This window comes from Acidobacteriota bacterium (assembly GCA_016184105.1).
Taxonomy (GTDB): domain Bacteria; phylum Acidobacteriota; class Vicinamibacteria; order Vicinamibacterales; family 2-12-FULL-66-21; genus JACPDI01.
Genome location: JACPDI010000038.1, coordinates 1 through 13,465, shown reverse-complemented (window position 1 = coordinate 13,465; position 13,465 = coordinate 1). Strand labels below are relative to the sequence as shown.

At 68.3% G+C, this 13,465-nt stretch carries 16 protein-coding genes and 1 pseudogene; 11 read left to right on the top strand and 6 right to left on the bottom strand.

The window, feature by feature from the left end; genetic code table 11:
- The 3 genes from HYU53_13975 to HYU53_13965 form a co-directional block, all read right to left on the bottom strand.
- Nucleotides 1–382: hypothetical protein (locus tag HYU53_13975; protein MBI2222301.1), on the bottom strand; the 382-nt coding region annotated here is incomplete at its 3' end.
- 44 nt (nucleotides 383–426) lie between these two features.
- The gene (locus HYU53_13970; protein MBI2222300.1) at nucleotides 427–1,005 is read right to left on the bottom strand and encodes a hypothetical protein; all 579 of its coding nucleotides are present in this window, start codon (nucleotides 1,003–1,005) and stop codon (nucleotides 427–429) included.
- The gene (locus HYU53_13965) at nucleotides 1,002–1,646 is read right to left on the bottom strand and encodes a sigma-70 family RNA polymerase sigma factor (protein MBI2222299.1); all 645 of its coding nucleotides are present in this window, start codon (nucleotides 1,644–1,646) and stop codon (nucleotides 1,002–1,004) included. The genes HYU53_13970 and HYU53_13965 overlap by 4 nt, the downstream gene beginning before the upstream one ends.
- A gap of 129 nt (nucleotides 1,647–1,775) precedes the next feature.
- Here HYU53_13965 and lexA point away from each other — a divergent pair, with 129 nt between their 5' ends.
- The 10 genes and pseudogenes from lexA to HYU53_13915 all read left to right on the top strand — a co-directional run bounded on the left by lexA (nucleotide 1,776) and on the right by HYU53_13915 (nucleotide 10,600).
- On the top strand, nucleotides 1,776–2,381 hold the full coding sequence (gene lexA / locus HYU53_13960; GenBank protein MBI2222298.1) for a transcriptional repressor LexA: 606 nt from the start codon (nucleotides 1,776–1,778) through the stop codon (nucleotides 2,379–2,381).
- A 23-nt stretch (nucleotides 2,382–2,404) separates the two neighbouring features.
- Complete coding sequence (locus HYU53_13955) at nucleotides 2,405–2,719, top strand: DUF3467 domain-containing protein (protein ID MBI2222297.1); 315 nt, start codon at nucleotides 2,405–2,407, stop codon at nucleotides 2,717–2,719.
- The gene (gene nth, locus HYU53_13950; protein MBI2222296.1) at nucleotides 2,695–3,411 is read left to right on the top strand and encodes an endonuclease III; all 717 of its coding nucleotides are present in this window, start codon (nucleotides 2,695–2,697) and stop codon (nucleotides 3,409–3,411) included. Before HYU53_13955 ends, nth begins: the two co-directional genes overlap by 25 nt.
- A complete protein-coding gene (locus tag HYU53_13945) occupies nucleotides 3,380–3,769 on the top strand; it encodes a metallopeptidase family protein (protein MBI2222295.1) in 390 nt (129 codons plus the stop codon). The genes nth and HYU53_13945 overlap by 32 nt, the downstream gene beginning before the upstream one ends.
- Nucleotides 3,769–4,581 (top strand): ribosomal RNA small subunit methyltransferase A, encoded by an 813-nt coding sequence (gene rsmA, locus HYU53_13940; GenBank protein ID MBI2222294.1) that lies wholly within the window; start codon nucleotides 3,769–3,771, stop codon nucleotides 4,579–4,581. The genes HYU53_13945 and rsmA overlap by 1 nt, the downstream gene beginning before the upstream one ends.
- A 164-nt stretch (nucleotides 4,582–4,745) precedes the next feature.
- Nucleotides 4,746–6,293: a ribonuclease J gene (locus tag HYU53_13935; GenBank protein MBI2222293.1), complete on the top strand. Its 1,548-nt coding sequence runs from the start codon at nucleotides 4,746–4,748 to the stop codon at nucleotides 6,291–6,293.
- A 30-nt stretch (nucleotides 6,294–6,323) separates the two neighbouring features.
- Nucleotides 6,324–8,663 (top strand): DNA translocase FtsK, encoded by a 2,340-nt coding sequence (locus HYU53_13930; GenBank protein MBI2222292.1) that lies wholly within the window; start codon nucleotides 6,324–6,326, stop codon nucleotides 8,661–8,663.
- Nucleotides 8,647–9,414, top strand: a pseudogene (locus tag HYU53_13925) (AMIN domain-containing protein). The gene HYU53_13930 and the pseudogene HYU53_13925 overlap by 17 nt, the downstream one beginning before the upstream one ends.
- A gap of 160 nt (nucleotides 9,415–9,574) precedes the next feature.
- Nucleotides 9,575–10,342: an N-acetylmuramoyl-L-alanine amidase gene (locus tag HYU53_13920; GenBank protein ID MBI2222291.1), complete on the top strand. Its 768-nt coding sequence runs from the start codon at nucleotides 9,575–9,577 to the stop codon at nucleotides 10,340–10,342.
- A 15-nt stretch (nucleotides 10,343–10,357) separates the two neighbouring features.
- Complete coding sequence (locus HYU53_13915) at nucleotides 10,358–10,600, top strand: hypothetical protein (GenBank protein ID MBI2222290.1); 243 nt, start codon at nucleotides 10,358–10,360, stop codon at nucleotides 10,598–10,600.
- On the opposite strand, the gene HYU53_13910 is transcribed toward HYU53_13915, so the two are convergent.
- Nucleotides 10,581–12,074, bottom strand: a complete 1,494-nt coding sequence (locus HYU53_13910; GenBank protein ID MBI2222289.1) for a leucyl aminopeptidase — start codon at nucleotides 12,072–12,074, stop codon at nucleotides 10,581–10,583. The genes HYU53_13915 and HYU53_13910 overlap by 20 nt on opposite strands.
- A 60-nt stretch (nucleotides 12,075–12,134) precedes the next feature.
- Between HYU53_13910 and HYU53_13905 the strand changes: the two genes are divergently transcribed.
- Nucleotides 12,135–12,584, top strand: a complete 450-nt coding sequence (locus tag HYU53_13905; GenBank protein ID MBI2222288.1) for a hypothetical protein — start codon at nucleotides 12,135–12,137, stop codon at nucleotides 12,582–12,584.
- A gap of 3 nt (nucleotides 12,585–12,587) precedes the next feature.
- Here the strand turns inward: HYU53_13905 and HYU53_13900 are convergent, their stop codons facing one another.
- Complete coding sequence (locus tag HYU53_13900) at nucleotides 12,588–13,013, bottom strand: M67 family metallopeptidase (GenBank protein MBI2222287.1); 426 nt, start codon at nucleotides 13,011–13,013, stop codon at nucleotides 12,588–12,590.
- Nucleotides 13,010–13,465: acetyl-CoA C-acyltransferase (locus HYU53_13895; GenBank protein MBI2222286.1), on the bottom strand; the 456-nt coding region annotated here is incomplete at its 5' end. The genes HYU53_13900 and HYU53_13895, both read right to left, overlap by 4 nt.

Here is a 13,465-nt window from a genome sequence, read left to right as displayed (position 1 = left end):
GTTCCTCGAACAGTCGAAAGCGCGCCTGCTGCCTGAGGTCGAGCACCTCGTCGAGCGCGCTGTACGCACGGCGCAAGTCGGCGGCGTTCTTCTCGTCGTGCTCGCGCAGCGCCCGCAGCCGTTCGCGCAGCACACTGTCGCCCACGCCGGCGCCGGCTGCCTGCCCCAATTCGCGCAGCAGCTTCAGCCTCGCCTGGTGATTGCGATGCCTGGCGTCCTGCAGCGCCTTCATGCGGGCCACGAACTGCCCATACTGGGTTTCGCCGAGCTGGAGCGCGTCCTGCGCTTGTACGAGCGCGTACGCGTCGAACAACCGCTGGATCTCGGCCGGTGCGAGACGGCCTACCGGGACATCGCGCTCCTGCGCTTCTGCGGCAGCCATGCCAACGCAGCACAGAAACGCACATACCAGGGGACCACGCATCATCATCCTCGAGACTTCAAGCGGTCGATCTCTGTTTCGAGCAACCGTACGAGTTCCTTCTGCTGATCGCCGGAGAGCTGGTGCAACGCGTATTCCGCGGCTCCGGGGGCGATGGTAAATCCTGCCTCCCCGGCCTCATCCCACTCCATCTCTTCGGCCAGATCGGCGAGGAGACGCCACTCCTCCACATGCGACGGTGCGACGTGCGGCTCTGCCACGTGCGGCGGTGCGACGGTGCGGCGTGCGACGTGCGGCGACGGGCCCGGCTGGCCGATCCAGAGACCGGCCACGAGCGCCAGCGCCGCGGCCGAGCCGAGCGGCGCCCACATCCACCACGGCCAGGAGCCTCGACGGCCGCGTGCGCGTTCGGCGCCGACCGCTCCGCGCACCCGCGCCGAAAAATGATCCCAGAACAGCGGCGACGGCTCCGGCGCGTCCACGGCGCGCACGCCGGCGAGCATCGACGCCGCACGCTCGACCTCCTCGCGGCACTGCGCGCACGCGCGCGCATGCGACGCGCGCCCCGCGCTGAGCGCGCCGTCAAGCGCATCGACGATCTCCGCCGGCGTGAGATGAGTCATGGCTGCAGCAGGGTCCGAAGCCTGTTCAGGGCGTGAAACAGATTGGCCTTGCACGCGCCGACAGAACTGCCGAGGACCTGCGCGATCTCCTCGTGCGAAAGCTCCTGGTACACGCGAAGCACGAGCGTGGCCCGTTGCCGGGCCGGCAGCCGCGCGATGGCCGACCGCACCTGGCGCGCGCGTTCGCGGCGCAGCATCGCGTCATCTGCCGCTTCCGCGCGCGTGTCGGCGCGCTCCACGGCATCGAGCGGCTCCATCTGCTCGAGCCGGGGGGCCCTCGAGGCCAGCCGGTTGAGCGCCGTGTTCACGGCTATGCGATAGAGCCACGTCCGGAGGGAGGCTTCCCCTTTGAACCGGCCCAGCCCGCGGTACGCCCGCAAAAACACGTCCTGCGCGAGGTCCGCGGCGTCCTCGTGCCGGCCGGCGTATCGATAACAGAGCTGGTAGACGCCCCGCCGGTGGCGCTCGACGATGAGGTCGAACGCCTCCGGGGACCCGTTGTGCACCAGGGCGACGAGCTCCGTGTCGCTCGCCGCCTCCGGCGGCCGACGGGGATTCCCGGCCTCGTCAGGCGAGGACACCGTCAGCGTCCACTGCGGTACGACCCACCCGCGATTGTCCATTCCGTAGGCGCGCGACATGTGTGTGCAAGCGTCCACCTGATTAGACTGGTTCGCCCGCCCGGGCGTTACATCGAGCGAAAAATGGCGCCAACGAATTTACTTTCGCTTTTCTTTTGCGTATAATCCCGGCGACCAAGGAGGCTCCTGGTGCTCCCTTTGACCAAGCGGCAACGCGAAGTCCTCGACTACCTGAACGACTTCATCCAGCAGCACGGCTACGCGCCCAGCCTCGAGGAGATCGGACGGCGCTTCGGGCTTTCCTCGCTCGCCACGGTGCACAAGCACCTCACCAACCTCCAGGACAAAGGGTTCATCAAGCGGGCGTGGAACCGCAGCCGATCGGTCGAGCTGACGCAGACGCGCACGGGCGGGCGGGCGGTCGAACTCCCGATGCTCGGCTACGTCGCGGCGGGCGCCCCGATTGAGGCCGTTGCCGGCACCGAGACGATTGCCGTGCCGGAAGACCTCGTCGGGCGCCGTGACACCTACGTGCTCCGCGTCCGCGGCGACTCGATGATCGACGAGCAGATCCGCGACGGCGATTTCGTCATCGTCGAAGATCGCCGCACGGCGGAGAACGGCGAGATGGTCATCGCGCTGCTGGGCGGCGCGGACGTGACGCTGAAGAAGTTCTACCGCGACGGAGCGCGCGTGCGGCTGCAACCGGCCAACCCGGCGATGCAGCCGATCCTGGTGGACGCGGGCCAGGTGCAGATCCAGGGCGTGGTCGTCGGGGTTATGAGAAAGTATTAGTCCGGCACGAGCCGGATGACACCATGACTGAGGAACGCAAGCAGATCAATTTCACCATCGCGCCTGAAGAGGGTGACGACAGCCCGCGAATCTACGCGAACTTCTGCGCGATTGCCCACACGCCGTTCGATTTCACGCTGACGTTCTGCGAGGTCCTGCCGCTCTCGGAGAAGGACATCCGCCAGGCGGAGACCGACAACGTCGTGCGCGCACCGGTGCGCGCGCGCATCGTGCTGCCGCTGCAGCTGATGCCGACGCTCGTGAACGCGCTGCAGGAGCACATGCGGGTGTATTCTGAGTCGGCAAATTCCGGATGGCCAAAAGGCCCCGTCCACTAACCCGTTCACCCAGAGCCCGAGCCGTTCCGCCGAAGCCAGCCGAGGTGACGAAACGCGTCGTCTCGAGGCTCGATGGTCAACATCCGAACGCGGACACCGAGCTGCGATACGGCAACGCGTTCGAGCTGCTCGTGGCCACCATCCTGTCGGCGCAGAGCACGGACGCTCGCGTGAACCTGGTCACGCCGGCGCTGTTCACGCGCTATCCGGACGCGGCGGCGCTGGCGCAGGCCTCTCCCGAGGAGCTCGAGCCGCAGATCGTCTCCACCGGCTTTTTCCGCATGAAGGCGCGGGCGCTCGTCGGGATGGCGCGGGCGCTGGCGGAACGCCACGGGGGCCGGGTGCCGCCGCGGATGGAGGATCTCGTGGAGCTGCCGGGCGTCGGCCGAAAGACCGCGAACGTGGTCCTGGGCCACGCGCTCGGCGTCCCCGGCCTCCCGGTCGACCGTCACGTCCTGAGGGTCGCCAATCGCGTCGGCATCGCACGGTCCGACGACCCCGGGATCGTCGAGCGGCAGCTCTGCGCGGCGGTGCCGCGCCGGTTGTGGACGAAGACATCCGACCTCCTGATCCTGCACGGCCGGCGCATCTGCCGGCCGCGGCCGCTTTGCGATCGGTGCTCGGTGCGCAACGACTGCGACTTCTACCGGAAGCTGTTCCATGCATCGCCGCGAGTTCGAAAAGCTCGTTGAAGCGGCGCTCGCGACCATCCCGCAGAATTTCAGGGACGCGATCGCGAACATGGCCATCGTGGTCGAGGACGAACCCTCGCGGGAGCTGCTCGACGAGATGGACATGGCGGGGGACGAAACGCTCCTTGGCCTTTATCAGGGCACCCCGCTCCCGGAGAGCGCATCGAGCCACGGCAACACGCTGCCCGATGTCGTCACCCTGTTCCAGGGACCGATCGAAGACGAAGCGGATGGAGACCCGGAACAGATCGTCTTCGAGATCGGCGAGACGCTGATCCACGAGCTGGGGCACTACTTCGGGTTGAGCGAAGACGAGATCGAAGAGATCGAAGAACGCTACTGGCGCGGTGAAGGGTGATGCGGCCGCGGAGACGATTCGGCCAGCATTTCCTCGCGCCGGAATGGGCGCAAAAGGTCGTGGACGCCATCGCGCCGGCGGCGGACCAGACGTTCCTTGAAATCGGGCCGGGACGGGGCGCGCTGACGGCGCCGCTTGCCTCGCGCGCCCGCCGCGTCATCGCCATCGAGATCGACCGGGATCTCGCGGCCGGCCTGCAACGGGCGGCGCCGCCCAACGTGACGATCGTGACGGGCGACTTCCTGGAGATGGACCTTGACGCGCTGGTACGGGAGTGGGCCCCGTCGGAAGGCCTGCGCATCGCGGGCAACCTTCCGTACAATGTCTCCTCCCCCATCCTGTTCCGGCTCCTGGCGGTGCACCGGGCGACGCGCCTGCTGGGGGACGCGACCGTGATGCTGCAGCGCGAGGTCGTCGAGCGCCTGGCGGCGAGGCCCGGGACCTCCGAGTACGGCGTGCTCACGGTCCTGGCTCGGCTGCACGCCGACGTGGAGACGCTTCTGAGCCTGCCGCCGGGCGCGTTTCGCCCCGCCCCGAACGTGTGGTCGGCGGTGGCCCGCCTGTCGTTCACGGCCCCCAAGGTGACGGTCGACGCCGCGCTCTTCGAACGGTTCGTGAAGGGCCTGTTCTCACAGCGCCGGAAAAAGGTGAGCAACGCCCTGAAGCCGCTCTGCAAGGATCCGGCATCGGCTGCCCCCTTCCTCTCGGCTGCCGGCATCGATCCGGGCCGCCGGCCGGAGACGCTCGACCTGCCGGAACTTGCAGCGTTGGCGGAACTTCTGGGTTCCGGCGCGGGCCGAGCTGTGCTATAGTTTGCACACTTTGGCGGCCGGTGACGTCCCAGCGTTGCCGTCCGCGCGGACACTTGTCGCGAACAGGCGCGGCCCTCACCTGCTGCCGCGCGCGTTCGGCCGTCATCCGCCCGGATGACGCCACCGGCCGCCGTGTCCGAGCGAAAACGTTTCACCTTTGAATGATGACTGACGCGCAGCCTGCTCGTGCGGGCGATCCGGCGCTGGACGTGATCCCCCTCGGGGGGCTCGGCGAGTTCGGCATGAACATGATGGCGATCGCCTATGGCGATACGTGCATCGTGGTCGATTCGGGGGTGCTTTTTCCCGAGCCCGAACTGCTGGGGGTCGATCTGATCATCCCGGATCTAAGCTTCCTCCAGCAGTTTCACGGCCGCGTGGCGGCGCTCGTGCTGACGCACGGCCACGAAGACCATATCGGCGCGGTGCCGCACGTGGCGCCGCTCGTGGACGGGCCGATCTACGGAACGCCGTTCACGCTCGCGCTCGTCCAGAACAAGCTCGACGAGCATGGGATCGAGCACGCCGGACGGCTGCAGACGATCAAGCCGCGCCAGACCGTGGAGGTGGGGCCGTTCCGGATCGAGTTCCTCCGCGTGACGCACAGCATGCCCGATTGCGTGGCGCTGGCGATTCACACGCCGATCGGCACGATCGTGCACACGGGGGATTTCAAGATTGACCAGACGCCGCTCGACGGGGAGCACGTGGACTTCCATCGTTTCGCGGAGCTGGGGGGCGCGGGCGTGCTGGCGCTCTTTGCCGACAGCACCAACATCGACCGGCGCGGCTTCACGGGCTCCGAACTCGATGTCATCGACGCCTTCGAGGAGATCCTCACGGGCGCCCGGGGCAAGGTCGTCGTCGCGACCTTCGCGTCGAGCATCTACCGGATGCAGATCCTGGTGGATCTGGCGGCGAAGTTCAGGCGGAAGGTCGCGTTCGTGGGGCGCGGCGTGATGGAAAACACGGCGATCGCGGCGCGCCTCGGGCTGCTGACTGTCCCCGCGGGCGTGCAGATCCGCGACGCGGAGGTGCGGAACTACGCTCCGGAAGACGTGCTCTGCATCTGCACCGGCTCGCAGGACCACGTGGCGCGGCGCGGCGCCGAGCTGGTGTACGACGCGCTGAAGCACATCCACGTGTCCGGCCACGGGAGCGAGGAAGCGCTGAAGCTGATGCTGTCGCTCGTGCGCCCGAAGTACTTCGTGCCGATCCACGGGGAGTACCGGCAGCTCGCGCGTCACGCCCGCGTCGCGACCGACGTGTCGGCGCGCATCCGCGTCCTGCTCGCGCAGAACGGCGACGTCATTCGCTTCACCGCCGCCGACGCGCGCATCGCGGACAAGGTGGCTGCCGGCCGCGTGCTGATCGACGGCACCGGCATGGGCGAGGTGGGCGACGAGGTGCTCCGCGACCGGCGGCACATCGCGGCCGATGGGTTGCTGGTGCCGGTGCTCGCGATCGGGCAGTCCGGCGCGCTCGAGAACGAGCCGGAGTTGATCACGCGTGGCTTCGTCGTGGATCCAAAGACCGAGGATCTGCTGCGGGAGGTTCCCGCGCTGCTCCGCGAGGCGGTCGAGACGGCGACGGTCGACGAACGGACCGACCCCGGCTTGATCAAGGAGAAGGTGCGGGTGGAGTTGCAGCGGTTCATCCGGAAGCGCGTCGGGCGCCGCCCGCTCGTCCTGCCGGTCATCATGGAGATCTGAAGGGTGGCACAGTCAGCCCTGTCCCGTCGCCTGAGCGAGATCATCGGCGTGGTGCTGTTCGCCTGCGCGCTGGTGTGGCTGGTGGCGCTGGCGAGCTACACGCCGTCGGACCCGGTGTGGTTCTTCAACACCGGCTCTGACGTGCAACCGGCGAACCTGGCCGGGCGGGTCGGCGCGTTTCTCGCCGAGCTGGCGTTCCAGATGCTCGGCTATTCCGCGTATCTCATCCCCGCCGTGATCGGCGCTGTCGGCTGGCAGTACTTCTGGTGCCGGGCGTTCGACGCGCCGTACACCAAGGCCATCGGCGCGGCGCTGCTGGTGTCCTGTTCCTCGTCGTTCCTGGCGCTGGCCTTCGGCAACCTCGAGGTCGGCGGCCGCCCCTTCCGCGCGGGCGGCTACCTCGGCGAGTGGCTGGCCTCCTGGCTGGCGGAGTACCTGAATCGGACCGGCTCGATCATCCTGATCCTGACACTGCTCCTCCTGGCGATCATCCTGTCCACGCAGTTCTCCTTCGGCCGCGCGTTCTCGGCGATCGCGGCGCTCGTCGGCGAGCGGTGGGCCATGGTCGCCGCGTCGTGGGCCGAGCGGCGCGAGGAGAAGCGGCGCGAGAAACAGCGGCAGGAGATTATCCGCAGGCAGGCCCAGAAGGCGGGCGCCAGAGCACAGGCCGCCTCCGCCAGGCTCACCCCCGCCACCGCCGCACCCGCGCCGGCCCGGGCCGGGGACGACCTGGACGAGACGTTCGAGGAGGAGGAGGACGAGGAGGACGCGAGGCCGGCCGGCCCGGCACCTCGCCCCGCTCCGCAATCGAGGCTCACGCCCGCCATCAACAAGAAGGGCCCTGTTCCAGTACCGGCGGCGCTGCCCCTCCCGGAACCGGAGCGCGCCGCGCCGGCCGAGCGCCGCAAGAACGGCTACACGCTGCCCCCGCTCTCGCTGCTTGACGCCCCGAAGGGGGAGCGCAAGATCGACGAGCGTGAACTGATGGACGGCGCGCGGCTGCTCGAGGAGAAGTGCCGCGAGTTTGCGGTGGAAGGCGCCGTCGTCCAGATCCATCCGGGGCCGGTGGTGACGACCTACGAGTTCAAGCCGGACGCGGGGGTCAAGTACAACAAGATCACCGGCCTTGCCGACGACCTCTGCCTGGCGATGCAGGCCGAGTCCGTGCTCATCGATCGCATCCCCGGCAAGTCCACGGTGGGCATTCAGATCCCCAACCCGAATCGCGACCAGATCTCGCTCCGCGAGCTGCTCGAATCGGATGTCTACCGTCGATCGAGCTCCAAGCTCACCATCGCCCTGGGCAAGACCATCCACGGCGAGCCGTTCGCGAGTGATCTGGCGACCATGCCGCACCTGCTGATCGCCGGGTCCACCGGCGCCGGCAAATCCGTCTGCGTCAACTCGATGCTCACGAGCATCCTCTATCGCGCGACGCCCGACGACGTGCGCCTCATCATGGTGGATCCGAAACGGTTGGAACTCGGGATGTACGAGGACATCCCCCACCTGCTGACGCCGGTCGTCGTCGATCCGAAGCAGGCCGCGAACGCGCTGCGCTGGGCGGTCCGCGAGATGGAGGAGCGCTACAAGACGCTGGCCTCGCAGGGGGTTCGCAACATCGAGCAGTTCAACCGGAACATCAGGGGAGCGCAGGCCGAGAGTAGGGAACCGCTGACCGACAAGGAAGGGCGGCCGCTCAAGCCGCTGCCGTTCATCATCGTGGTGATCGACGAGCTGGCGGACCTGATGATGGTTGCAGGCAACGAGGTCGAGGAGTCGATCTGCCGGCTCGCGCAGATGGCGCGCGCCGTCGGCATCCATCTGATCCTGGCGACGCAGCGGCCGTCGGTGGACGTCATCACCGGCCTCATCAAGGCGAACCTGCCCGCGCGCATCTCGTTCCGCGTCTCGTCAAAGATCGACTCGCGGACGATTCTCGACGCCAACGGCGCGGAGCAGCTGCTCGGCAAGGGGGACATGCTCTACCTGCCGCCCGCCTCGTCTCGATTCATCCGGCTGCACGGTCCGTACATCTCGGAACAGGAGAGCGCGCGGCTGGCCAGCTTCCTCCGGAAACAGGGGCGGCCCGAATACGACCAGACGATCACCGCGGACGAGAGAGGCACGGGCGAGGCGCTGGAGTTCGAGAAGGACGATCTCTACGACGAGGCCGCGCGCATCGTCGTCTCGAGCCAGCAGCCGTCGATCTCGTACCTCCAGCGGCGGCTCCGGATCGGGTTCAGCCGCGCCGCGCGCCTCGTGGACATGATGGAGGCCGAGGGGCTCGTGTCGCCGCCCAGCAACGGCAAGCGCGAAGTACTGGTGAAGAAGGATTACTTCGAAGAGGTCGATGCGCAGCTTCGGTAGGACGAACATCGGACGGTGCCTGGCCGTCTCGGCCCTGGCGACGATGGCATGGCTCGCGCCCGTGCCCGCCGCGGCGCGCCCGAGCTCGGCGAAGCAGATGTACACCGCAGCGCTGGCGCGCGAGCGGACGCTGCGCGATGCCGACGCGCGGCCGACAATGAAGCAGATCCGCGCGCTTGCCGCGTCGTACGAGCGCATCGTCCACCGGTATCCACGCAGCGGCTATTCGGACAACGCGCTGTGGCAGGCCGCCGGCATGTACGCGCTCGCGTACGAGCGCTTCCACCAGGAACGGGATCGCCGGAGCGCCGAGCGCATGCTCGCGCGGCTGACGGCCGAATACCCGGCCACGTCCCTGCGCGCGCGCACCCCCGAGATCGCGCGGTTGCTGCAACCGAGGGTTGTTCCGGCCGCCCGCCGGCCGCCCGCCGCGTCCGCCGAGGCCGCGCCCGTGCCGCCGCCGATGCCGGTGGCGGCCCCCTCGGTGGCCACGCTCCTCGGAGTGAAGCGCGCCGAAATCGGCAACGTGGTGCGCATCACGTTGGAAGTGGATTCCGAGATTGCGTACCGCGAAGAGCGGCTCGCGGAGCCGCCGCGGGTGTTTTTCGACCTCAAGAACGTCAGGCTCGCAGGCGGCCTCAGCGAGATGCCGCTGAACTTCACCGGCGACGTCGTGCGCCAAATCCGGGTCGGCCGGCGCGGTGACAACACGGCCCGCGTCGCGATGGATCTGGAGGGGGTCAACCGCTATTCGGTGTTCACACTCTACAATCCGTACCGGCTGGTGGTTGACTTCCTCCGGCGTCGCGACGCCTCCCGCGCCGGCGCCCGCCGTTCCCCAGCCGCGCCGGGTCACGACAGCGACATCCGACACGCCGCTCCCCTCGACGCCCGCCGCAGGAGCAGCGACGGTGGCGCCCGGCTTGCCGACCACAAACGCCACCGGCAGCTACTCGCTCGCGCGGCAGCTCGGGCTGGGCGTGGCGCGGGTGGTGGTCGATCCAGGACACGGCGGGCACGATCCCGGCGCGATCGCCCATCGCGTCACCGAGGCACAACTCGTCCTCGACGTCGCGCTCAGACTCGAGAAACTGCTCCTGAAGCAGCGCGGCGGCGACGTCGTCTTGACGCGGCGGGCCGACGTGTTCGTGCCGCTCGAAGAGCGGACCGCACTCGCCAACCGATCCGGTGCGGACCTGTTTCTGTCGATTCACGCGAATGCGAGCGAAAACACGTCCGCGCGCGGCGTCGAGACCTATTACCTGAATTTTGCCTCCAATCCCGAGGCGGAAGCCGTGGCGGCGCGCGAGAACTCCGCGTCGGGCCGGACACTGCACGCGCTGCCCGAGATTCTCAGAGCGATCGCGCTCAACGACAAGCTGGATGAATCACGCGACTTCGCGGAGCTCGTGCAGCAGTCGATGGCCCGCCGCCTGAAGGCGCACAACTCCCATCTGAAGAGCCTTGGCGTGAAGCGCGCCCCGTTCGTGGTGCTGATCGGAGCCGGCATGCCCAGCGTGCTGGCGGAAATCTCGTTCGTCACCAACAAGCAGGAGGCCGCGCTGCTGCGGACCGGCGCCTACCGGCAGCGTATCGCCGAAGCCCTTTTCGATGCCGTCACGCGGTACCAGCGATCGCTGAAGAAAGTCACGGCCATTGCGGACTCCGCCTCCAGATAGCCGTACAATGGTTTCGTGACGTGGTTGCAGCCTACCGGTCCGATCATCGTCAGGGTCGTCGAGGAGCCTGCCCGTGAGACCACGGTCGTGGACGTGCTGCTGGGATCCATCGGCCTCACCGGTCTCGTTCTGTTGATTGCGGCGATCGCCGGGCTCGCCCTGGGTGGGATTCTCGTCTGGCTCAAGAAACGGCGCGGCGATTCGCTCGAGATTACCGCCCAGACCCTCGAGCTCTCCCCTACACAGGAAAAGCGCTGAAGGCGAGCGCCGTGAGGGCTCGCACACCCGCGCCGGTCGCCCCCTTGGGCTGATACGGTTTGGCTTCGTCGGCCCACGCGGTGCCGGCGATATCCAGGTGAGCCCATGGCAGCCCGCCGGTGAATTCCCTCAGAAACATCGCCGCCGTGATCGCGCCGGCCGGCCGCCCGCCGGAGTTCACCATGTCGGCAATCTCGCTCCGCAGCTGATCGAAGTATTCCTCGTGCAGCGGCAGCGGCCAGCACCTGTCGCCGGCGCGCTCGGCCGTGGCCCGGACGTGCTGCAGCCACGCATCGGGCGTCCCGAACACGCCGCTCGCGAGCTTCCCGAGCGCCACCGTGCAGGCGCCGGTGAGCGTGGCCACGTCCACGAGGTGCGTGGCGCCGAGCTGCTGCGCGAGCCAGAGGCCGTCACCGAGAAGGAGCCGCCCTTCCGCGTCCGTGTTGTTGACCTCGACGGTCTTGCCGCTTGCGCTGGTCAGCACGTCTCCCGGCTTCACGGCCCGTCCACCGGGCATGTTCTCGGCGGACGGGATCACGCCCACGACGCGAATGGGGCCGCGCAGGATCGAGATCGCGCGCATGGCCGTCAGGACGGCGGCGCCTCCGGCCATGTCGTCCTTCATGCGTTCCATTCCATCGGCGGGTTTGATCGAGATGCCGCCGGTGTCGAACGTCACCCCCTTGCCCACCAACCCGAGGACGGGACCCTCGGGAGCACCGGCCGGCTCATGTCGCAGGACGATGATGCGAGGCGGCTCCGCGCTGCCGCGCGCCACGCCGAGCAGCAGTCCCATCTTCAGCTCGGCGATCCGGGCTTCGTCCAGGACTTCGACGCGAAGCCCCGCCTCCATCGCGATTCGGGCGGCACGTTCGGCGAAGACGGTGGGGGTCAGGACGTTGCCGGGTTCGTTGCACAGTGCGCGGGAGATGTTGCAGCTCTCGCCGACGACGCGTCCGTGTTCGACGGCGCGGGCGAGTCTCGTGGCATCGGCACCCGTCGCGACGATCCGGATCTCTCGCGCCGGCGCCCCCTCGGGCTCGGATGTCTTGTAAAGCGCGCCGTTGAACTCGGCCGTCGTGATCCCTTCGACGGCGGCTTGCGCCCCCTCGTAAGGGTCCACGCCTCGCACGACGATGGCGGCCCGTTCAATCCGCCGCCGCCGCAGGCTCAGCGCCGCGGCGGCGGCCACGCGCCGAAGCCGATCGACAGTCCAACTGGCGCGCCGCCCCGCACCGACGAGCGCAGCGCGTCGCGCCCGGGCCCCGGCCAAGGGGACGTAGTAGACGTCATAGAGACGGCCCGTGAACTCGCGGGCGTTCAGAACGCGCGCGATTTCCCCGTCCTCGGTTTCGACACCCGCAAGCTCGCTCACCTCGTCGGCTTCGAACACGGGCAGGACGAGAACATCGGTTGGGACGTCGCCCGCGGGAGCGATCGAACATTCAACGGTGGACGAAACGTCTACGGGCATAACCGCCGATTATATGGCATCTGCTAGAATCGACGTACCTGCCGGATCCGGAGCCTTCTCATGAAGTACCACGGCCGCGTGCTCGCGACGACCCTTGGCACCGCGTTGGCCACGGCCGTGCTCTCTGGCGCGCCAGGCGGTACGCAACCGGACAAGCCGCGCGCGAAGAAGCCTTCGATTTCGCTGAGGGCCACCCCGGCCGTTTCGTTTGCGCCCGCGCGCATAGTTCTTTCCGCAGACGTCAAGGGGGGCTCCGACGACTACGAGGAGTTCTACTGCGCCTCGGTCGCCTGGGAGTGGGGCGACGGCACGGAGTCGCAGAAAGCCACGGACTGCGACCCGTACGAGACGGGCAAGAGCCAGATTCAGCGCCACTACACGATCGATCACCGGTACGAGTATTCCGGCGAATACCGCGTCGTCTTCAAACTGAAGCGGGTCGACAAGGTAGTCGGGGCGGCTTCGACGCTCGTGCGGGTGAGGCCGGGCGTGAGGGACATCGGGCAGTAACCATCACGGCACCCTGACCAGGCGTGCCGGAACAACGTTCTTCCCGCTGAAACGATAGGCGGCGACCTCCGCGTCCGCCAGCGCCGGGCGCGCACCCGGCCGAACGATGACGTGCACGAACTCCTCGTCATCGAACGCCTCGGCGAGGTCGGTTTCCGACGGGGTCGGCGCGCTCTCCGGGTGCGAATGATAGGCGCCGCACACGCGCCAACCGCTGCGGCGCGCGCTTCTGAGCGCGCTGAAATGATCGGCCGGATCGATTCGGAATCGGCGCTGCGGGTCGGTTGCGACATTTCGGGCGGGGCGCGCCTCCACGATCGCGGCGCCATCGCCAATGAGCAGCCCGCAGCACTCCTCGGGCCACGACTCGGCGGCGTGCCGCACGATCGCATCCCACGCGGCGCCGGCGATCCGGACCTCCGCGCTCACACCCCTTCGACGATCATCGCCGTGCCCATCCCACCTCCAACGCACAGCGACGCCGCGCCGTACCTGGCGCCGCGGTCCTGCATTGCGTAGACCAGGGTCGTCAGAATCCGCGCGCCGCTTGCCCCGATTGGATGGCCGAGCGCAATCGCGCCGCCGTTGACGTTGATGCGGGAGGCGTCGAGCCCAAGCTCGCGAACAACGGCGAGCGATTGCGCGGCAAACGCCTCGTTCAACTCGATCAGATCGAGGTCGGCGGCCTTGAGGTTCGCGCGCTCGAGCGCCTTGCGGATGGCATCGACCGGCCCCATGCCCATGATCGCGGGATCCACGCCGGTCGTGGCGTAGCTGACGACCCGCGCGAGTGGCCTGGCAGAAAGCTTCTTCAACCCATTCTCGGAGGCGACGACGAGCGCCGCCGCGCCGTCGTTGATGCCGGAGGCATTGCCCGCCGT

Coding starts and splice junctions, on each gene's coding strand:
- HYU53_13970 (MBI2222300.1), bottom strand. CDS start 1,005: ATGACTCATCTCACGCCGGCGGAGATCGTCGATGCGCTTGACGGCGCG.
- HYU53_13965 (MBI2222299.1), bottom strand. CDS start 1,646: ATGTCGCGCGCCTACGGAATGGACAATCGCGGGTGGGTCGTACCGCAG.
- HYU53_13955 (MBI2222297.1), top strand. CDS start 2,405: ATGACTGAGGAACGCAAGCAGATCAATTTCACCATCGCGCCTGAAGAG.
- nth (MBI2222296.1), top strand. CDS start 2,695: ATGGCCAAAAGGCCCCGTCCACTAACCCGTTCACCCAGAGCCCGAGCC.
- HYU53_13945 (MBI2222295.1), top strand. CDS start 3,380: ATGCATCGCCGCGAGTTCGAAAAGCTCGTTGAAGCGGCGCTCGCGACC.
- rsmA (MBI2222294.1), top strand. CDS start 3,769: ATGCGGCCGCGGAGACGATTCGGCCAGCATTTCCTCGCGCCGGAATGG.
- HYU53_13935 (MBI2222293.1), top strand. CDS start 4,746: ATGACTGACGCGCAGCCTGCTCGTGCGGGCGATCCGGCGCTGGACGTG.
- HYU53_13910 (MBI2222289.1), bottom strand. CDS start 12,074: ATGCCCGTAGACGTTTCGTCCACCGTTGAATGTTCGATCGCTCCCGCG.
- HYU53_13905 (MBI2222288.1), top strand. CDS start 12,135: ATGAAGTACCACGGCCGCGTGCTCGCGACGACCCTTGGCACCGCGTTG.